The organism is Streptomyces sp. WG5 (assembly GCF_049974565.1).
GTDB lineage: Bacteria > Actinomycetota > Actinomycetes > Streptomycetales > Streptomycetaceae > Streptomyces.
Map to the genome: position 1 here is coordinate 15,033 of NZ_JBNGGC010000001.1, position 19,897 is coordinate 34,929.

Below are 19,897 nucleotides of genomic sequence, written 5' to 3' on the forward strand. Positions count from 1 at the left end.
GGCCGACGCCCGACGCCGACCGCCGACACCGACGCCCACGGCCTACGGTCGGCGGTCGTCGCCGCCGAGGGTCAGGCGAGCAGGCGGGCCAGCTCCCGCGTGAGGGGCTCGCGCAGGTCCGGCGCGTCGACGCGTTCCACGCGTACGTCCGTGCAGTCCACCCAGCCGGCCGCCTCGACCAGTGCCTGGGCCACCGCCGGGGCCGCTTTGGGGCCGTCCAGCGTGACCTGCTTGGCGACCAGCGTGCGCCCCTCGCGCGCCGGGTCCACGCGGCCGACGAGCCGGCCGCCTGCCAGGACCGGCATCGCGAAGTAGCCGTGCACCCGCTTCTGCTTGGGCACGTAGGCCTCCAGGCGGTGGGTGAAGCCGAAGATCCGTTCCGTACGCGCACGCTCCCAGACCAGGGAGTCGAAGGGAGACAGGAGCGTCGTGCGGTGGCGGCCGCGCGGAGGCGTCTCCAGGGCCGCGGGGTCCGCCCAGGCCGGCCTTCCCCAGCCCTCCACCGTGACCGGGACCAGACCGGAGTCGGCGATCACGGCGTCGACCTGCTCGCCCTTGAGACGGTGGTAGTCCGCGATGTCCGCGCGCGTGCCGACGCCCAGGGACTGACCGGCCAGGCGGACCAGGCGGCGCAGGCATGCGGCGTCGTCCAGCTCGTCGTGGAGCAGCTCGGCCGGGACCGCGCGCTCGGCCAGGTCGTACACCCGCTTCCAGCCGCGGCGCTCGACGCACACCACCTCGCCGTACATGAGGGCGCGCTCGACGGCGACCTTCGTGCCCGACCAGTCCCACCACTCGCTGGTCTTCTTCGCGCCCCCCAGGTCCGTCGCGGTGAGGGGGCCCTCGGTGCGGAGCTGCTTGACGACCTGGTCGTAGGTGCCGTCGGGGAGGTGGTGGTTCCAGTGCGGGCGGTTGCGGTAGGCGCGGCGGCGGAAGGCGAAGTGGGGCCATTCCTCGATGGGGAGGATGCAGGCGGCGTGGGACCAGTACTCGAAGGCGGCCGGTCGTGCCGGAGGCGCGCCGGTGGAAACAGGGTGCCAGTAGGCGTTCTCGACCGTCCTGCGGCCCACGGCGCCCAGGCGGGCGTACGGGATGAGTTCGTGGGAGCGGGCGAGGACCGAGATGGTGTCGAGCTGCACCGCGCCCAGGTGACGGAGGACGCCCCGGACGCCCGCGCGGCGGTCGGGCACACCGAGGAAGCCCTGTGCGCGGAGGGCGAGGCGGCGGGCCTCGTCTGCCGACAGTTCCGTAACGGGGTGCGGGAGGGTCGTCATACGTCCGCACGATAAGGGGTGGGTCCGACAACGGCGTTGGGGATGCGGGGCGGGGCGGGACCGGCTAGGGCGCCGGCAGGTACGGAGCCGTCGACGGGAGGGCGAGGTCCGAGGGGAGGAGGGAGCCGATCCAGCAGTCGCGGCGTACGCCGTTGTTGTTGATCGCGGAGCGCAGTGTGCCCTCCATGGTGAAGCCCGCCCGTCGGGCCACCGCGCGGGAGGCCGTGTTGCCGACCTCGGCGCGCCACTCCAAACGGTCGATCGCCCGGTCGGTGAAGGCCCAGCGGGAGACGGCCACGGCGGCCTCGGTGACGTAGCCGTGCCCGCGGTGCTCCTTGGCGCCCCAGAAACCGATCTCGCCGACGCCCAGGGAGATCATCGTGACGCCGAGCATCCCCGCGAGGTCCCCGGTGGGAAGGAAGAGGCCGAAGGTGAACATCGACGCGTTCGCCCACCCGTCGGGGACCATCTGCTCCGTGAAGCCGCGCGCGTGCTCGGGAAGGTAGGGCGACGGGATCGTGGTCCAGCGCTGGATGTCCGGATCCTGGCACGCGGCGTACACGGAATCGGCGTCCCGGGGGCCGACCGTGCGCAGGACGAGGCGGTCGGTGGTGAGCGTGAGGGGTTCCATCGACCGATTCTGCGCGGTGGTCCGCGACGGACGCCATCTTTTAGCCGTGCGTGAACAGACGGTCACTGTTCGCGCAATTCGTCGGCGGGCGCGGCACCATCCGCGGTGCCCGGACGTTGAACCCGATGACAGCAGACGGGAAGCTGGATGAAGGAGCACGCGGTCCCCGTTACGGCAGCCTCCCGGGGCGGCGGGGTCCTCGCATACGATGGCCGTTGCTCAGTCCGTCACAGGAAAACGACCGTCCCAGGCCCGACCGGCAAGGAGACCAACCCCCGTGTCCGTCCTCTCGAAGATCATGCGTGCAGGCGAAGGCAAGATCCTGCGCAAGCTGCACCGCATCGCGGACCAGGTCAACTCCATCGAAGAGGACTTCGTCGACCTCTCCGACGCCGAGCTGCGGGCCCTCACCGATGAGTACAAGCAGCGCTACGCCGATGGTGAGAGCCTGGACGACCTGCTTCCCGAAGCCTTCGCCACCGTCCGGGAGGCCGCCAAGCGCGTCCTCGGACAGCGGCACTACGACGTGCAGATGATGGGTGGCGCGGCCCTGCACATGGGCTACGTGGCCGAGATGAAGACCGGTGAGGGCAAGACCCTCGTCGGCACGCTGCCCGCCTATCTCAACGCCCTGTCCGGCGAGGGCGTGCACATCGTCACGGTCAACGACTACCTGGCCGAGCGCGACTCCGAGCTGATGGGCCGTGTCCACAAGTTCCTCGGTCTGACCGTCGGCTGCATCCTCGCCAACCAGACGCCGGCCCAGCGCCGCGAGATGTACGGCTGCGACATCACCTACGGCACGAACAACGAGTTCGGCTTCGACTACCTGCGCGACAACATGGCGTGGTCCAAGGACGAACTCGTCCAGCGCGGCCACAACTTCGCCATCGTCGACGAGGTCGACTCCATCCTCGTCGACGAGGCCCGTACGCCGCTGATCATCTCCGGCCCGGCCGACCAGGCCACCAAGTGGTACGGCGACTTCGCCAAGCTGGTCACGCGCCTCAAGAAGGGCGAGGCCGGCAACACCCTCAAGGGCATCGAGGAGACCGGCGACTACGAGGTCGACGAGAAGAAGCGCACCGTCGCCATCCACGAGTCCGGCGTCGCCAAGGTCGAGGACTGGCTGGGCATCGACAACCTCTACGAGTCGGTGAACACCCCCCTGGTCGGCTACCTGAACAACGCCATCAAGGCCAAGGAACTCTTCAAGAAGGACAAGGACTACGTCGTCCTCGACGGCGAAGTCATGATCGTCGACGAGCACACCGGCCGTATCCTCGCCGGCCGCCGCTACAACGAGGGCATGCACCAGGCGATCGAGGCGAAGGAAGGGGTGGACATCAAGGACGAGAACCAGACGCTCGCCACGATCACCCTCCAGAACTTCTTCCGCCTCTACAAGCGCCACGACCACAACGGCAAGGAGCAGCCCGGCCTGTCCGGCATGACGGGTACGGCGATGACCGAGGCCGCCGAGTTCCACCAGATCTACAAGCTCGGCGTGGTGCCCATCCCGACCAACCGGCCGATGGTCCGCAAGGACCAGTCGGACCTGATCTACCGCACCGAGGTCGCCAAGTTCGAGGCGGTCGTCGACGACATCGAGGAGAAGCACCGCAAGGGCCAGCCGATCCTCGTCGGCACCACGTCGGTCGAGAAGTCCGAGTACCTCTCGCAGCAGCTCAGCAAGCGCGGTGTCCAGCACGAGGTACTGAACGCCAAGCAGCACGACCGTGAGGCGACGATCGTCGCCCAGGCGGGCCGCAAGGGCGCCGTGACGGTGGCCACGAACATGGCCGGCCGTGGCACGGACATCAAGCTCGGCGGCAACCCCGAGGACCTCGCCGAGGCGGAGCTGCGCCAGCGCGGCCTCGACCCCGAGGAGCACATCGAGGAGTGGGCCGCGGCCCTGCCCGCCGCGCTGGAGCGGGCCGAGCAGGCGGTCAAGGCGGAGTTCGAGGAGGTCAAGAACCTCGGCGGTCTCTACGTGCTGGGCACCGAGCGGCACGAGTCGCGGCGTATCGACAACCAGCTGCGCGGCCGCAGCGGCCGTCAGGGCGACCCCGGCGAGTCCCGCTTCTACCTCTCCCTGGGCGACGACCTGATGCGGCTGTTCAAGGCCCAGATGGTCGAGCGCGTGATGTCGATGGCGAACGTCCCGGACGACGTGCCGATCGAGAACAAGATGGTCACGCGCGCGATCGCGTCCGCCCAGTCGCAGGTCGAGACGCAGAACTTCGAGACCCGCAAGAACGTCCTGAAGTACGACGAGGTCCTCAACCGGCAGCGCGAGGTCATCTACGGCGAGCGGCGCCGCGTCCTGGAGGGCGAGGACCTGCAGGAGCAGATCCAGCACTTCACGAACGACACGATCGACGCGTACGTGCAGGCCGAGACCGCCGAGGGCTTCCCCGAGGACTGGGACCTCGACCGGCTGTGGGGCGCCTTCAAGCAGCTCTACCCGGTGAAGGTCACCGTCGAGGAGCTGGAGGAGGCGGCCGGTGACCGGGCCGGGCTGACCGCAGACTTCATCGCGGAGTCCATCAAGGACGACGTCCGGGAGCAGTACGAGGCGCGTGAGGCGCAGCTCGGCTCGGAGATCATGCGTGAGCTGGAGCGCCGGGTCGTGCTCTCGGTCCTGGACCGCAAGTGGCGCGAGCACCTCTACGAGATGGACTACCTCCAGGAGGGCATCGGCCTGCGCGCGATGGCGCAGAAGGACCCGCTGGTCGAGTACCAGCGCGAGGGCTTCGACATGTTCCAGGCCATGATGGAGGGCATCAAGGAGGAGTCCGTCGGCTACCTGTTCAACCTGGAGGTCCAGGTCGAGCAGCAGGTCGAGGAGGTCCCGGTCGAGGACAAGGCCCCGTCGCTGGAGAAGGGCGCGCAGGACACGGTTCCGGCCCAGGCGGGCACCCGACCGGAGATCCGCGCCAAGGGGCTCGATGCCCCGCAGCGCAGGGACCTGCACTTCTCCGCGCCGACCGTGGACGGTGAGGGCGGTGTCGTCGAGGGCGAGTTCGCCACCGACGGAGAGCCCGCGCAGGCCCAGTCCGACGGGCTCACGCGCGCGGAGCGCCGCAAGCAGGCCAAGGGCGGACGGCGCCGCAAGAAGTGACGGCCCCGGAGTGACAGCGCAGGAGTGACGGTGCGGTGCCGGTGGGCGCCGTAGCGGCAGGAAGGGCCGGGCACCCGTGGGTGCCCGGCCCTTCGGCCTGCCCGGCGGCCGGCACCGGTCTTCGGGCGGTGTCGGCCGGACGCGGGATCAGTCGTCGTCCGTGTGCGGGCGGCGGGGTCCGCCCAGTTCCACCGCCGTGCAACGCCAGCGCAGGTCCCCGCCCCGCTCCAGCCGGAAGGCCATGGCGCGCAGCTGGTCGCCCGCGCCGATGCGGGCGAAGACCTCCAGGGCACCCGGCCGGGGCTCGAAGTAGCCGATGTCGCGGACGACGGGCAGGGTGCCGCGGGTGCGCAGGGGGCCGCGTTCGGCGAGGTGGGCCAGCTCGTCGTAGGCACGCCCGGCGGTGTGCCGGAGCATCGAGTGGACGGGGCGCCGGCCGCTCAGGACGTTGAGGAGGAGCTCGGCGAAACGGTCGGTGGGACGGAGCTGCGGGACGGGCGGGCGAGGGGGCCGGGCGGGGGCGGGAGGCGGTGCGGGAGCCGGCGCGGTCCTGTGCACGGCGGCTGCGGCTGCGGCGGGGCCGGCCAGGGAGGCACCCGTCGCCGTGCGGGAAGCCGTCCTGGGGGCCCTGCCCGGGCCGGTCGTGGGCGGACGGGTGTCCGCGGGCCTCGTACGGGCACGCGAGTCCCTGCCCGGGGAGCCAGGCGGCCGGCCACCGGGCGCCGCGGCCCGCACGGCCCTTCCGCCGGGCCTGCGGGGCGGCATGCCGCCGGCTGGGCGGGGTGGGGCGCTGCCGGTCGTGCGGGGCTCGGGGCCGCCGGTCGGGCGGGGCGGGACGCCCGCGGCCGTGCGGTGCGGGGTGCCGGCCGGGGCGGCCGGTGGTGCTGCGGCAGGCGGGCGGGACGTGGGTTCGTCGCCGGGCGTGCGGGCAGGGGTGGGGACGAGCGAGCCGTCCGGGGTGCGGAGGGGTGTGCTGCTCGGGCGGAGCTCGGTCCGGGTCATGACCTTGCGCATGGGGGCTCCCCGTTCGGCGGCCCGGACGATACCGGGCAGTAACTTCGTGATCGGGGATCTTGTACGGGGTGGTGCGGGGGGACGGCAAGGAGGAGGGCGGCCGGGCCGAGGGTGTCAGGAGGTTCACCTATCAGAGTGACCAGGGTGGTCGGAGAGCCCGGCGCGGAGCGGCTGCACCGGGTGAATTCCGGGCCCGGGGTGGACACGTCGGACACCACGGGCGGGGACCCGAAAGGGGACACCCGCACGTATCCTGAAGGCTCGTCCAGGCCGACCCGGCACCCCACATCACCCCAGGCCGACCGAGGTCTTCGGTGGAGCTCCCGACACGAAAGCGGAAGTCCCATGCGCGTCTACGTCCCCCTGACCCTCGCCGGCCTCGCCGAGGCGCACAGGACGGGGAAGCTGGGGTCCGGTCCGCTCGTCGCCTACGCCGTCACCCCGGGGCTGCGTGAGTGGTACCGCTCGGACGATGTCGAGGAGCTGGAGTACGCCGCCCTGAACCGGGCCGCGCTGGCCTCGCTGCGGCGGTTGGCGGCCGACGCGGACGCGGCGCGGCGCCGGGTCGTGGTCGCCGCCGACGTGGCCGACGGCGCCGCCTCGGCCGGCCCGGACCGCGGGCGCGAGGACCCGGCGGCGCTGGGCGCGGTGCTGCTCGCCGAACCCCTGCGGCTGGCCGAGGTGGCCTCGGTGCACGTCGACTCCGCCGACGCGGAGGCGGACGTGACCGCGGCGGCCGAGGCCCTCGCCGCGGCGGACGGCGGGGACGACGACGCCCGGTTCGTCGTGGACGGGGCGGAGGACCACGAGCTGCTGTGGTACGCGACGCAGGAGATCCCGAACCTGGTGGGGGCCGGTCACTGACGTACCGCCGTCGAGGTCCCCGTCCTGACTGTCAGTGGCGGCGGGTACGTTCTTGAGCATGGGGATGCAGACAGGGGCGCACATCGTCTGGGACTGGAACGGGACGCTGTTCCACGACAATGACGCGGTCATCGGGGCGACGAACGCCGCCTTCGCCGAGCTGGGACTGGCGTCGATCACGCTGGAGCAGTACCGGGCGCTGTACTGCGTGCCGGTGCCCAAGTTCTACGAGCGGCTGATGGGGCGGCTGCCCACCGACGCCGAGTGGGAGGTCATGGACGCGGCCTTCCACCGCCACTACACCGAGCACCGGGTGCGGTGCGGGCTCGCCGAGGGCGTGGCGGAGCTGCTCGCGGGCTGGCGGTCGGCGGGGCGCAGCCAGTCGATCCTCAGCATGTACGGCCATGACGAGCTGGTGCCGCTGGTCAAGGGGTTCGGGATCGAGGCGCACTTCATACGGGTCGACGGGCGGACCGGGCCGTCCGGGGGCAGCAAGGCGGAGCACATGGTCCGGCACCTCGCGGAGCTGGCGCGGGCCGGGGTGGAGCCCGCCCGCACGGTGGTGATCGGGGACGCCGCGGATGACGCGGTGGCCGCGCGGCACGTGGGAGCGGGTGCGGTGCTGTACACCGGGGGGTCGCACAGCCGCGCCAGCCTCGAGGGGGTCGGCGTGCCCGTGGTGGACACGTTGGCGGAGGCGGTGGCGGAGGCGGAGCGGCTGGCGGCGTGAGGCTGCCGCGGGCCGGCAGGCGCCGCGGGCTGGGCAGCCGTCGCGGGCTCGTGTGGTGGCTCTGCGGGGGAGAGGGGGCGAGGGTGGTCCGCGCCGGAGCGAGCCCGGTGGGCGGGCAGCCCGGCGTGGCGGGGTGCCGCCCGTCCCGCCCGGGCCGGCCCCGTCCCGCCCGGGCCGGCTCCGTGCCGGGCCCGCGGGTACCCACCCGGGCGTTCAGGCACCGGGGGAGGCGCGTCCGTCCGCTGCGGGGGAAGTGGTTCTGTGCAAAACGTCAAAGTTTCGGCCCTGGTTTTGTACACATGCGGCTCGTGACGGGGGCCCCGCGGGGAGCGATAGCCTTGTGGCGTGATCAGCGCGATAGCTCGCGGGGGCACTGGTGCCCCCGCCCCGCGCCCGGTGCGCACGGACGACATCCGTGTCCGGGCGGCGGTCGCTGGTCTTCGCGGGCGGGACGGGGCATCGAGGGCCCCCGGTACGGCGCCGCGCATCCCCCGGGCGGTGGCGGCGAGAGCGACGTCACACCCGGCGGACGCGGCGACATTGGCTGATATGCCCCCGCTCTTCGCGCCTTGCGGCATAGCGTCGGAACAGACCGGACACCCCGCGTCTCGACGTCATGCCGGAAGGCAGGAGACCGTACTTCCTTCTACGTCACGCAACGGCGCGCGACAGGAGTCAGAGGACAATGCAGACCAAGCTGGACGAAGCCAAGGCCGAGCTGCTCGAAAGGGCTGCGCGGGTAGCTGAGAACAGCCCGGTCGGGGGGCACCTACCGACCGGGACGACGGACGGGAGCACCCCGGGCACCCCGGACCACGCATCCGTGTTCGCGTTCCTCCAGCGCTACTACCGGCATACCGCCCCGGAGGACCTGGCCGACCGCGACCCGGTCGACGTCTTCGGAGCCGCCGTCTCGCACTACCGGCTGGCCGAGAACCGTCCGCAGGGCACGGCGAACGTGCGGGTGCACACCCCGACGGTCGAGGAGAACGGCTGGACGTGCAGCCACTCCGTCGTCGAGGTGGTCACGGACGACATGCCCTTCCTCGTCGACTCCGTGACCAACGAGCTGACCCGGCAGGGCCGCGGCATCCACGTCGTCGTCCACCCGCAGATCGTGGTGCGGCGCGACGTCACCGGCAAGCTGGTCGAGGTGCTCGCCGGTCCGCCCACCGCCGGCCTGCCGCACGACGCGCACGTCGAGTCCTGGATCCACGTGGAGTTCGACCGCGAGACCGACCGCGGCGACCTCAAGCAGATCACCGCCGACCTGCTCCGCGTCCTGAACGACGTCCGCGAGACCGTCGAGGACTGGGGCAAGATGCGCGACGCGGCCGTCCGCATCGCGGAGCGGCTGCCGGCGGAGCCCACCCCCGGCGACCTTCCCCCGCGTGAGCTGGAGGAGGCCCGCGAGCTGCTGCGCTGGCTGGCCGACGACCACTTCACCTTCCTCGGCTACCGCGAGTACCAGCTGCGCGGCGACGACTCCCTCGCCGCCGTCCCCGGCACCGGCCTCGGCATCCTGCGCTCCGACCCGCACCACGCGGCCGACGAGAGCCACCCGGTCAGTCCGTCCTTCGAGCGGCTGCCCGCGGACGCCCGGGCCAAGGCCCGCGAGCACCGGCTGCTGGTGCTGACCAAGGCCAACAGCCGGGCCACCGTGCACCGGCCGTCGTACCTGGACTACATCGGCGTCAAGAAGTTCGACGAGAACGGCAACGTGGTCGGCGAGCGCCGCTTCCTCGGCCTGTTCTCCTCCGCCGCCTACACGGAGTCCGTCCGCCGCGTCCCGGTCATCCGGCGCAAGGTGGAGGAGGTGCTGGAGCGGGCCGGCTTCTCGCCCCACAGCCACGACGGGCGGGACCTGCTCCAGATCCTGGAGACCTACCCGCGCGACGAGCTGTTCCAGACCCCGCCGGACGAGCTGCAGGCCATCGTCACCTCCGTGCTCTACCTCCAGGAGCGGCGCCGCCTGCGCCTCTACCTGCGCCAGGACGAGTACGGGCGCTACTACTCGGCCCTCGTCTACCTCCCCCGCGACCGCTACACCACCGGCGTCCGGCTGCGGATCATCGACATCCTCAAGGAGGAGCTCGGCGGCACCAGCGTCGACTTCACCGCCTGGAACACCGAGTCGATCCTGTCCCGGCTGCACTTCGTGGTCCGCGTCCCGCAGGGCACCGAGCTGCCGCAGCTGTCCGACGCCGACAAGGAGCGCATCGAGGCCCGCCTCGTCGAGGCCGCCCGCTCCTGGGCCGACGGGTTCGCCGAGGCGCTGACCGCCGAGGTCGGCGAGGAGCGGTCCGCCGAGCTGCTGCGCCAGTACGGAAGTGCCTTCCCCGAGGGCTACAAGGCCGACCACGGCCCGCGCTCCGCGGTCGCCGACCTCGGTCACCTGGAGCGGCTCGACGAGGACCGGACGTTCGCGCTGAGCCTGTACGAGCCGGTCGGTGCCGCGCCCGAGGAGCGGCGTTTCAAGATCTACCAGAAGGGCGGCCAGGTCTCCCTGTCGGCCGTCCTCCCGGTGCTCAGCCGGCTCGGCGTCGAGGTCACCGACGAGCGGCCGTACGAACTGCGCTGCTCGGACCGCACGACCGCCTGGATCTACGACTTCGGGCTGCGCATGCCCAAGTCGGTGGCGGGCGGCGCCGACTACCTCGGCGACGACGCGCGCGAGCGCGTGCAGGACGCCTTCGCCGCCACCTGGACCGGCCAGGCGGAGAACGACGGCTTCAACGCCCTCGTCCTCAGCGCCGGGCTGACCTGGCGGCAGGCGATGGTGCTGCGCGCGTACGCCAAGTACCTGCGGCAGGCCGGCTCGACGTTCAGCCAGGACTACATGGAGGACACCCTCCGCAACAACGTCCACACCACGCGCCTGCTCGTCTCCCTCTTCGAGGCGCGGATGGCCCCGGAGCGGCAGCGCGCCGGGCGCGAGATCGTCGACGCCCTGCTCGAAGAGGTCGACGCGGCCCTCGACCAGGTCGCGAGCCTCGACGAGGACCGGATCCTGAGGTCCTTCCTCACCGTCATCAAGGCGACGCTGCGGACCAACTTCTTCCAGAAGACCAGCGACGGCGAGCCGCACGACTACGTCTCCATGAAGTTCGACCCGCAGGCCATCCCCGACCTGCCCGCGCCGCGCCCGGCGTTCGAGATCTGGGTGTACTCGCCGCGCGTCGAGGGCGTGCACCTGCGCTTCGGCAAGGTCGCGCGCGGCGGTCTGCGCTGGTCGGACCGGCGGGAGGACTTCCGTACCGAGATCCTCGGCCTGGTCAAGGCGCAGATGGTGAAGAACACCGTCATCGTGCCGGTCGGTGCCAAGGGCGGCTTCGTCGCCAAGCAGCTTCCCGACCCGAACACCGACCGCGACGCCTGGATGGCCGAGGGCGTCGCCAGCTACCGCACCTTCATCTCCGCGCTCCTCGACATCACCGACAACATGGTGGCCGGCGAGGTCGTGCACCCCGCGGACGTCGTCCGGCACGACGAGGACGACACCTACCTCGTGGTCGCCGCCGACAAGGGCACCGCGAAGTTCTCGGACATCGCCAACGAGGTCGCCGAGTCCTACAACTTCTGGCTCGGCGACGCCTTCGCCTCCGGCGGCTCGGCGGGCTACGACCACAAGGGCATGGGCATCACCGCCCGCGGTGCCTGGGAGTCCGTCAAGCGGCACTTCCGGGAGCTGGGCGTGGACACCCAGACCCAGGACTTCACCGTCGTCGGCATCGGCGACATGTCCGGTGACGTGTTCGGCAACGGCATGCTGCTCAGCGAGCACATCCGCCTGGTCGCCGCCTTCGACCACCGGCACATCGTCGTCGACCCGAACCCGGACGCGGCCACCTCGTACGCCGAGCGCCGCCGCCTGTTCGAGCTGCCGCGCTCGTCGTGGGCGGACTACGACACCGAACTGCTCTCGGCCGGCGGCGGCGTCTTCCCGCGCTCGGCCAAGTCCATCCCGGTCAACGCCCACATGCGCGAGGCCCTCGGCATCGAGCCCGGCGTCACCAAGATGACCCCGGCCGAGCTGATGAAGGCCATCCTCGTCGCCCCGGTGGACCTGCTGTGGAACGGCGGCATCGGTACGTACGTCAAGGCGTCCACCGAGTCCAACGGCGACGTCGGCGACAAGGCCAACGACGCCATCCGCGTCGACGGCAAGGACCTGCGGGCCCGGGTCGTCGGCGAGGGCGGCAACCTGGGCCTGACCCAGCTCGGCCGGATCGAGATCGCCACGCACGGCGGCCGGGTCAACACCGACGCCATCGACAACAGCGCGGGCGTGGACACCTCCGACCACGAGGTGAACATCAAGATCCTGCTCAACGGTCTCGTCAAGGACGGCGACATGACCGTCAAGCAGCGCAACAAGCTGCTCGCCGAGATGACCGACGAGGTCGGCGCGCTCGTCCTGCGCAACAACTACGCGCAGAACACCGCGATCGCCAACGCGCTGGCCCAGTCCAAGGACATGCTCCACGCCCAGCAGCGCTTCATGCGCCACCTGGTCAGGGAGGGGCACCTCAACCGGGCCCTGGAGTTCCTGCCCACCGACCGCCAGATCCGCGAGCGCCTCGGCACCGGGCAGGGCCTGACCGGTCCCGAGACGGCCGTGCTGCTGGCGTACACGAAGATCACGGTCGCCGAGGAGCTGCTGCACACCTCGCTGCCCGACGACCCGTACCTCAAGGGCCTGCTGCACGCGTACTTCCCGACGGCGCTGCGCGAGCAGTTCGGCGACCGGATCGACGGCCACCCGCTGCGCCGCGAGATCACGACGACCGTCCTGGTCAACGACACGGTCAACACGGGCGGTACGACGTACCTGCACCGGATGCGCGAGGAGACCGGTGCGTCGCTGGAGGAGATCGTGCGGGCGCAGACCGCGGCCCGGGCGATCTTCCGCGCCGCCCCGGTGTGGGACGCGGTGGAGGCCCTGGACACCAAGGTCGAGGCCGCCGTGCAGACCCGCATCAGGCTGCACTCGCGGCGGCTGGTCGAGCGCGGCACGCGCTGGCTGCTCAACAACCGGCCGCAGCCGCTGGAACTCGCCGAGACCGTCGACTTCTTCGCCGAGCGCGTCGAGCAGGTCTGGTCGCAGCTGCCCAAGCTGCTGCGCGGCGCGGACGCGGAGTGGTACCAGCACATCTACGACGAGCTGACCGCCGCCGGAGTCCCGGACGAGCCGGCCACGCGGGTGGCCGGGTTCTCGTCGGCGTTCCCGACGCTGGACATCGTGTCGGTGGCCGACCGCACGGGCAAGGAGCCGCTGGACGTCGCCGAGGTGTACTACGACCTCGCCGACCGGCTGAGCGTCACCCAGCTGATGGACCGGATCAGCGATCTGCCCCGCACCGACCGCTGGCAGTCCATGGCCCGCGCGGCGATCCGCGAGGACCTGTACGCGGCCCACGCGTCGCTCACCGCCGACGTCCTGGCGGCGGGCAACGGCACGTCGACGCCCGAGCAGCGGTTCAAGGCGTGGGAGCAGAAGAACGCGGCGATCCTCGGCCGGGCCCGCACCACCCTGGAGGAGATCCGCGGTTCGGACGCCTTCGACCTGGCCAACCTGTCGGTGGCGATGCGGACGATGCGGACGCTGCTGCGCACGCATGCGTGACGCGTGACGCCGTAGCCGGGTGAGGCGCCCCGGGCCCGTCAAGGCCCGGGGCGCCTTTATATCCGAGTTGCCCGGATGTCCCGTATAAAGTGGCCGCGTGACCGGGCGCCTCCGGACGACACGCGTCGCCGCGCTCGTCCCCCTTCTGCTCCTCCTCCCCCTTCTCCTGCTGCTGTTCCTGGTGGTCGTCCGGCTGCCCTGGGCCGGTGACCTGGGCATCCACGCGGCCACCGTCGAACGCCTGCGGCACAGCCTGCTCGACCCCGGCAATCCACTGGTCGACGCGGACACGCCGAGCCCCTACTACTCGCCGTGGACGGTGCTGCTCGGCTGCGTGGCCAGGGCGACCGGGCTCTCCGTCTTCGTCGTGCTGCGGATCGGTGCACTGGCGGCGCTCGGGCTGCTGGTGACGGGCGTGTGGCGGTACATACGGGTGCTGAGCGCGCGTCCGGCGGCGCCCCCGCTCGCGTTGCTCTGCCTGGTGCTGCTGTGGGGCACGGCGGAGTTCAGCTGGAGCGGATTCCTCGGACTCCACTCGCTGGCGCTGACGGTGGCCTATCCGAGCGTGCTCGCGCTCGGTCTCGCGTTTCACCTGTGGGCGTGGCTGGCGCAGCCGGCCGGATGGGCGGCCTGGCTCGGGTGCGGAGTGCTGTGGGCGGTGATCCTGCTCGTCCACCAGTTCTCCGGGGTCGTCGCCTCGCTGGGCGCGCTCGCCGTCGTGATCGCGGCGCGGGCCGGGCGGAGCGGGTGGGGGCGGTTCGGGGCGGGGCTGGTGCTGGGGACGGTGGTGCTGTGGGCCTGGCCGTACTACGACTTCTTCGCGCTGCTCGGCGCCGGGGACGGGATGGACGCGGTGCACCGTTCGCTCTACCGGGACCTGCTCGGACGGTACTGGCTGGTGCTGGTGGGAGTGGCGGCGCTGGAGGTGCGCCGGCGGCGGGAGGGGCGGGACGCGCTGGTGCTGTTCTTCGTGCTGGGTGCGGTGGTGTTCGTGGCGGGTGGGGTGAGCGGGCACTGGTCGTGGGGGCGGGTGCTGCCGGCCGTGCTGATTCCGGCGCAGCTCGCGGTGGCGCTGGAGGCGGCGGAGTCCGGGCGCCGGGTGGTGCGGGCCGGGTGGGCGTGCGTGCTGGGCGCGGCGCTGGTGGTGGGGGCGTGGGGGCAGGCGGGGGTGCTCGGGTACGTGGTGGGGCGGGGGGTGTTGCCGGGGGCGGTCGAGGGGAAGTACCGGGAGCCGTGGACGGGGTACCACTGGATCACGCCGTGGGTGGGGTACGGGGACGTGGTCATGGCGCGGGAGTCCCCCTCACGGCAGATCCCGGCGTACGGGGCGTACACCGTGGCTCCGGGATATCCCGACTTCTTCCTGCCCGACGAGGGGGCCCGGGTCGCGGCGTCGCGGACGTACTTCGCGGAGGGAGTGGCGGGGAGTGTGCGGCGGGGGATCGTGCGGGAGTACGGGGTGCGGTGGGTGGTGGACCGGGGCGAGGCGCTCCGGGGGGCCGAGGGCTTGCGGGAGGTGGCTCGGGGACCGGGCGGGGAGGTGCTGTACGCGGTGGTGGGATGAACGGGGCGGTGGGGTGAACCGGGTGGAGGGGGAACGTGGTGGAGGAGAGGAACGAGTGGAGGAGGGGAACGAAGGGGGAACGGGTACCGGCGCTGCCGACGCCGACGCCGACGCTGCCCGCGGGTCGTGGCGGCGGCGTCAGTGGAGGATGCCGGCTGCCAGGCGGGCCGCTCGCTTCACCCGGGGCGTGGCCAGGCGGTGCACGGCCGGGCGGATCAGCGTCGCCGTGGCGCCCACCGGCTGCCAGCGGATCCGGAGGCGTCCCGGGTTGTGGCCCTCCGGTTCCACGGTGACCCGGTGCGGGGTCGCGCCGGCGCGGTAGGGGACACGGGCGGTCAGCGCCGGGAAGGACAGGGGGGCCAGGACGATGCCCGTGTGGGTCTGGCCCTGGTGGTGGAGGCGGAGTACGGGGTGGCGGACGCCCTCGAAGCCGTGGAAGGGGAGGGGCGCCGACGCCAGGTCCAGGCGTACGCGGCCCTCGAAGGTGCCGGGGCGGACGGGGGAGAGGCGGAAGGGGACGGTCAGGCGACGACGGCCGGGGGAGAGGTGGAGGGTGGCGCGCCGGGGGCCGACCGGGAGGCGCAGGGCCGGGTCGTAGGTGCGGACGGTCAGGTCGACGCAGGCGCCGGGGCCCCGCGCGATCCCGGTGATCTCGTGGCGGAGCCCGGCGCTGGAGAACGGGCGGGTGTCCAGGTCCAGGTCCGTCAGGTCCAGCTCGCGGCGGGCCTGTGCGGAGTGCGGGAGCTCCTCGCCCCAGTACGTGCGGCCGTCCGCCGGGTCCGTCGTGGTCCGGCGGGGTGCCACGTCGTGCCCGAGGCCGTGGGCCGCCTCCCGTACGTCGGACAGCCGGCGGTCGCGGACCAGCTGGAGCACGACCCGTTCGGGGCGGGGGAGGCGGGCGAAGGCACCCGGGGCCAGCGTGTCGAGGTACGGGTTCACGAGGTCCGCGAAGGACGCGAGCCACGCGTCGTCCCGGTACGGCAGGTCGCCCGCGTACATCCGGAAGTCGTGCTTGAGGAACTTGAAGTCCTTGTCCTCGCGCAGCGACTCGTGCCCGCTCTCGGCCAGGAACGCGTCGATGAGGCGCTGGACGTGGACGCGGTCGCGGACGTTGGTCAGCTTGTACCGCTGGTTGGAGATGGAGGCCGCCTCGGAGGCGGCGTACGGGGCGACGTACCAGCGGTAGACGGGATCCGGGACGACGGTGAACGTCTTGGCCAGGCAGTACGCCTGCGCCGAGAAGAGCTGGTCCTCGTAGTGGATGCCCTCGGGGAAGCGCAGGCCGTGCCGGTCGAGGAAGGCGCGGGCGTACATCTTGCTGGTCGCCAGGTGCTCGAAGAACAGCCGCGGGTCGGCCTCGATGCCGTCGAGCGTGCGGCGTTCGGCGACCAGGTGCGGCATCCAGGTGGTGCGGCGCCCGCCGTCCACGCGTATCCGGTGCACCGCGCCCATCGCGAAGTCGATGTCGCGTGCGCGGTGGGCGGCGAGCAGGACCTCCACGGCGCGCTCGGGCAGTTCGTCGTCGCTGTCCAGGAACATCAGGTACGGCGCCCGCGCGATCTCCAGGGCGCGGTTGCGCGGGGCGCTGCAGCCGCCGCTGTTCTCGGGCAGGCGGAGGTACCCGACGCGGGGGTCGCGGGCCGCGAGCCGGCGGGCCACGTCCTCGGTCGCGTCCGTCGAGTGGTCGTCGCTGATGACGACCTCGAGGTTCGCGTGGGTCTGGCGCAGGACGGAGGCGACCGCGCGGGGGAGGCGTCCGGCGTCGTTGTGGACGATGACGGTGACGGTGACGTCGGGGGCGTCCGTCAGGGAGTCCGTGGACGTGCTCATGACGCGGTCGCCTCCTCGGGGCTGGGCGCGGGAGTGCGTTCCTCGACCGGCAGGACGGGGGGCAGCGTCCGTTCGTCCTCGCCGAGGAAGACGCGGCGCACGACGCGTTCGGCGGCGCGGCCGTCGTCGTACTCGCAGAACCGGCGCCGGAAGGCGGCCCGCGCCTTCGCCGCGCGTTCGTCGCGCCAGGCGTCCGTGGTGAGGATCTCCGTCAGCTCCGCCTGGTCGCGGGCGACCGGGCCCGGTGCCTCGGCCATCAGGTCGAAGTAGACGCCGCGGGTGGTGCGGTACGTCTCCCAGTCGTCGGCGTGGATCACGATCGGGCGGTCGAGGTTGGCGTAGTCGAACATGATCGACGAGTAGTCGGTGACCAGCGCGTCGGCGGCCAGGCACAGCTCCTCGACCGGATCGTAGGAGGAGACGTCGATGATCCGGCCGGTGCGGCGCGGGCCGGCCGGCGGGGAGGCGTGCGGGGCGGCCGTGCCCTCGTAGAAGTAGTGGGCGCGCACCAGGAGAATCGTTTCCTCGCCGAGTGCGTCGGCGAGGGCGGCGAGGTCCAGGCGCGGGGTCCAGCCGGCCTCGTAGTCGCGGTGGGTCGGCGCGTACAGGACCGCCCGGTGGCCGGGCGCGATGCCGAGGCGCTCGCGGACCGCGCGGACGTCGGCGGCGCCGGCCGTGTAGAAGACGTCGTTGCGCGGATAGCCGTGGTCGAGGGAGACGTGGCGGGACGGGTACGCCCGCTGCCACATGCGCGTGGAGTGGCTGTTGGCGCTGACGCTGAAGTCCCACCGGTCCACCCGCTCCAGCAGCGCCTGGAAGTCGAGGCCCCGGGCGGCCGCGGGGTACGGCATCTGGTCCACCCCCATCCGCTTGAGCGGGGTCCCGTGGTGGGTCTGGAGGTGGACGGTGCCGGGGCGTTTGACCACCGCGTCCGGGAAGTTGACGTTGTTGACGAGGTACTTGGCGCGGGCCAGTACCTCCCAGTAGCGGCGGGTGCCGGGGACGACGTGGTCGGTGCCGGGCGGCAGCAGGGCCGCGCCCGCCGCGGTGACCACCCACACCGGGTGGACGCCGGGGGCGAGTTCGGCGAGCCTGGCGGCGATCGCGGCGGGGTTGCAGGCCACGCCGCGGGCCCAGTACGCCGAGAAGACGGCGAGGTGGGGGTCGACCGGCCCGGCGAGTGCCCGGCGGTACTGGAGGGTGCGCAGCAGCGTCCCGGCCCGGTGCCTTCCGGTGCGCACCGCGGACCGCGCCCTGCGGCGCGTGCGGTGGGCGGCCCGCAGGGCGCGGTACTCGGCGCAGGCGTCCCGCTCCAGCAGCGACCGGCGTACGCCCTCGAGGCCGGCCGGGTGCCGGTGGCCGTCGGGGCGGTGGCGCCGGGCGGCCAGGGAGGCCCGGTGGAAGAACTCCCGCGCGACGTCGTCCGGCATCCCGGAGCGGGCGAAGGCGTGGAGGCACTCGCGGATCATCAGGTCGTACAGGACGGCGTGCGCGGCCGGGCGGCCGGCGGCCAGGCCGAGGAGCGTCTCGAAGCGCTCGACCAGGGCGTACCGCTGCTCCGGCGTGGGGGGCGGGAGGCTTTCGGGGCGCAGCCGGCGGTCCTCGTACGCCGGGTGGGGCAGGCAGGCGACGCGGTCGGCGAGCAGCAGGGCGGCGTACGCGGCGAACGGCTCGTCGTCGGTGGTGAGGAGGCGCTCGTGGGCCCGCCAGAAGCCGGCGCGCACGGCCCGGTTGCCGAGCAGCGGGGTCACTTCGAGCAGCGCCGGGTGGTCGTCGGGGGCGAGGGCGGCACGGCCCGCGCGGGCGAGGCGGGGGCCGTCGGGGGAGGGCAGGCCGGAGGCGCGCCAGGTGCTGCGGACGTGGTCGAGGAGCAGGACGTCCACGGTGTCGGGGAGGCCGGCGGCGTGCTCGGCGATGGCGCGCGGGGCGCCCGGGGGCAGCCCGTCCTTGGCGTGGACGAAGTGCAGCCACCGGCCCGACGCCCGCGCCGCCCCGGCCGAGCGGGCCGCCGGGTCGCGGGCCCCGTCCGGCAGGGGCAGCACGGTGAACGCGGGGGTGTGCCGCTCGGCGGCCTCCCGGGCCCAGTCCCCGACGGCGGCGACGATCACCTCGACGCCGGTGAGGGGGTGGGCGTCCAGGGAGTCGAGGAGTGCGGACAGGTGGTCCTGGACGTCGGGGCCGTGCACGACGACGCTGAGTTCGGGCGTCTCGGACGCGGTCTCGGACAGGGTCTCGGACATGGCGGGGACTCCTTCGCCGTCGTCGCTCCCGACACACTCCTTCGGCCGTTCGGTCATATTGCCATGAAACAGGCAAAGGGGTTAACCGCTCCGACATCTTCCGGGGTAAGGGGCGCGGCGGGGAGGAGGCGCATCCGGATGGCGCGACGAGTGATCTCACGCCGCCGCAGGTGCCCTCTCGGCGGCGGAACGGCGTTTCCAGTACGCGACAGTCAGTACGCCCAGCAGTGGCCCCCACAGGGTCAGCGGCGCGTAGCAGAGGTAGAACCAGGCGGTTTCCCAGCCGCCGGCTCGGCTGGGGTAGTCGGCCGGCAGGTCGCCACCTCGGATCGTGGTACCCCTGACCTGGGAGGCGACGAACAAGAGGGTGAACAGGAGGGTGAGGCTCGCGGCGCCGATGGCGGCGGGGAGGACGGCTGCCCTTCTCGGAACCCGGCGGCCGCGAAGGAACGGGATCCAGCGCGGGAACACCTCACCCCAGCGGGCGATCAGACCGATCGCGGCGAAGGCGAAGACCTCGGACAGAACCGAGAGGAAGACGACGTACGACCGCTCGCCGAGTCCGCGACCCTCGCCGAACGCGGGCGGGAGCCGCCAGACACTGGAAGGAAGGACGGTCAAGGGCACGGCGTAAGCCACCAGTCGCATCCGTCGTGACACCCCGGCAACGGGCTCGTGGGCCGCCCGCCAGGTGGCGCGCAAGCGTCCGGGGCGGACGGTGGTGGGTTCTCCGGCGTGCTGGAGCTGCTGCATGGGCGGTCCTCGGCTCGGACGGACTGCTGTTCGGTCCGTTCGGTACCGAAGATCCCGGTCGCGGGGGCTCCGAGCGTCGCTCCGAGGGACGAATCGGCTCCGTCTGACGGCCGGTGAGGTGGTGCGACCGGCGGATGACCGCAGCGACCGTCCGCCGCATGACCCGTACGTTCCAGGGAGGCCGGAACTCCGCGTCCGTCATGCTCGTCCGGGCTGGTCCCGGCCCGGACGGCGTCGAGGGCGGGAG

At 72.5% G+C, this 19,897-nt stretch carries 11 protein-coding genes; 5 read left to right on the forward strand and 6 right to left on the reverse strand.

Annotated features, from left to right (window positions below; all coding sequences use genetic code 11):
• Positions 1 to 71: 71 nt before the first annotated feature.
• Both ACP4IX_RS00070 and ACP4IX_RS00075 read right to left on the reverse strand, forming a co-directional pair.
• The gene (locus ACP4IX_RS00070; protein WP_426516558.1) at positions 72 to 1,274 is read right to left on the reverse strand and encodes a winged helix-turn-helix domain-containing protein; all 1,203 of its coding nucleotides are present in this window, start codon (positions 1,272 to 1,274) and stop codon (positions 72 to 74) included.
• A 64-nt stretch (positions 1,275 to 1,338) separates the two neighbouring features.
• Positions 1,339 to 1,905, reverse strand: coding sequence for a GNAT family N-acetyltransferase (locus ACP4IX_RS00075; protein WP_426516560.1), 567 nt, complete (start codon positions 1,903 to 1,905; stop codon positions 1,339 to 1,341).
• A gap of 277 nt (positions 1,906 to 2,182) precedes the next feature.
• On the opposite strand from ACP4IX_RS00075, the gene secA reads away from it, so the two are divergent.
• Positions 2,183 to 5,029, forward strand: a complete 2,847-nt coding sequence (secA, locus tag ACP4IX_RS00080; RefSeq protein ID WP_426516562.1) for a preprotein translocase subunit SecA — start codon at positions 2,183 to 2,185, stop codon at positions 5,027 to 5,029.
• A gap of 147 nt (positions 5,030 to 5,176) precedes the next feature.
• Here secA and ACP4IX_RS00085 read toward each other — a convergent pair whose 3' ends face one another.
• A complete protein-coding gene (locus ACP4IX_RS00085; protein WP_426554543.1) occupies positions 5,177 to 5,794 on the reverse strand; it encodes an Rv3235 family protein in 618 nt (205 codons plus the stop codon).
• A 594-nt stretch (positions 5,795 to 6,388) separates the two neighbouring features.
• Between ACP4IX_RS00085 and ACP4IX_RS00090 the strand changes: the two genes are divergently transcribed.
• The 4 genes from ACP4IX_RS00090 to ACP4IX_RS00105 all read left to right on the forward strand — a co-directional run bounded on the left by ACP4IX_RS00090 (position 6,389) and on the right by ACP4IX_RS00105 (position 14,827).
• On the forward strand, positions 6,389 to 6,907 hold the full coding sequence (locus ACP4IX_RS00090; protein ID WP_426516564.1) for a DUF6912 family protein: 519 nt from the start codon (positions 6,389 to 6,391) through the stop codon (positions 6,905 to 6,907).
• Positions 6,908 to 6,965: 58 nt separating this feature from the next.
• On the forward strand, positions 6,966 to 7,637 hold the full coding sequence (locus ACP4IX_RS00095) for an HAD family hydrolase (protein WP_426554375.1): 672 nt from the start codon (positions 6,966 to 6,968) through the stop codon (positions 7,635 to 7,637).
• A gap of 685 nt (positions 7,638 to 8,322) precedes the next feature.
• Positions 8,323 to 13,263 (forward strand): NAD-glutamate dehydrogenase, encoded by a 4,941-nt coding sequence (locus tag ACP4IX_RS00100; protein ID WP_426516568.1) that lies wholly within the window; start codon positions 8,323 to 8,325, stop codon positions 13,261 to 13,263.
• A 97-nt stretch (positions 13,264 to 13,360) separates the two neighbouring features.
• The gene (locus ACP4IX_RS00105) at positions 13,361 to 14,827 is read left to right on the forward strand and encodes a hypothetical protein (protein WP_426554376.1); all 1,467 of its coding nucleotides are present in this window, start codon (positions 13,361 to 13,363) and stop codon (positions 14,825 to 14,827) included.
• 138 nt (positions 14,828 to 14,965) lie between these two features.
• Here ACP4IX_RS00105 and ACP4IX_RS00110 read toward each other — a convergent pair whose 3' ends face one another.
• The 3 genes from ACP4IX_RS00110 to ACP4IX_RS00120 all read right to left on the reverse strand — a co-directional run bounded on the left by ACP4IX_RS00110 (position 14,966) and on the right by ACP4IX_RS00120 (position 19,650).
• Entirely contained in the window at positions 14,966 to 16,657 is a 1,692-nt protein-coding gene (locus ACP4IX_RS00110; RefSeq protein WP_426554377.1) for a glycosyltransferase family 2 protein, read from the reverse strand.
• Complete coding sequence (locus ACP4IX_RS00115) at positions 16,654 to 18,897, reverse strand: CDP-glycerol glycerophosphotransferase family protein (RefSeq protein WP_426554378.1); 2,244 nt, start codon at positions 18,895 to 18,897, stop codon at positions 16,654 to 16,656. Before ACP4IX_RS00115 ends, ACP4IX_RS00110 begins: the two co-directional genes overlap by 4 nt.
• A gap of 156 nt (positions 18,898 to 19,053) precedes the next feature.
• Entirely contained in the window at positions 19,054 to 19,650 is a 597-nt protein-coding gene (locus ACP4IX_RS00120; protein ID WP_426554379.1) for a hypothetical protein, read from the reverse strand.
• Between the last annotated feature and the right edge of the window lie 247 nt (positions 19,651 to 19,897).

Excerpts from the sequence above, each read along its gene's own strand:
- ACP4IX_RS00070 (WP_426516558.1), bottom strand. The coding sequence starts at position 1,274 with ATGACGACCCTCCCGCACCCCGTTACGGAACTGTCGGCAGACGAGGCC.
- ACP4IX_RS00075 (WP_426516560.1), bottom strand. The coding sequence starts at position 1,905 with ATGGAACCCCTCACGCTCACCACCGACCGCCTCGTCCTGCGCACGGTC.
- ACP4IX_RS00085 (WP_426554543.1), bottom strand. The coding sequence starts at position 5,794 with ATGCCGCCCCGCAGGCCCGGCGGAAGGGCCGTGCGGGCCGCGGCGCCC.
- ACP4IX_RS00090 (WP_426516564.1), top strand. The coding sequence starts at position 6,389 with ATGCGCGTCTACGTCCCCCTGACCCTCGCCGGCCTCGCCGAGGCGCAC.
- ACP4IX_RS00095 (WP_426554375.1), top strand. The coding sequence starts at position 6,966 with ATGGGGATGCAGACAGGGGCGCACATCGTCTGGGACTGGAACGGGACG.
- ACP4IX_RS00100 (WP_426516568.1), top strand. The coding sequence starts at position 8,323 with ATGCAGACCAAGCTGGACGAAGCCAAGGCCGAGCTGCTCGAAAGGGCT.
- ACP4IX_RS00110 (WP_426554377.1), bottom strand. The coding sequence starts at position 16,657 with ATGAGCACGTCCACGGACTCCCTGACGGACGCCCCCGACGTCACCGTC.
- ACP4IX_RS00115 (WP_426554378.1), bottom strand. The coding sequence starts at position 18,897 with ATGTCCGAGACCCTGTCCGAGACCGCGTCCGAGACGCCCGAACTCAGC.
- ACP4IX_RS00120 (WP_426554379.1), bottom strand. The coding sequence starts at position 19,650 with ATGCAGCAGCTCCAGCACGCCGGAGAACCCACCACCGTCCGCCCCGGA.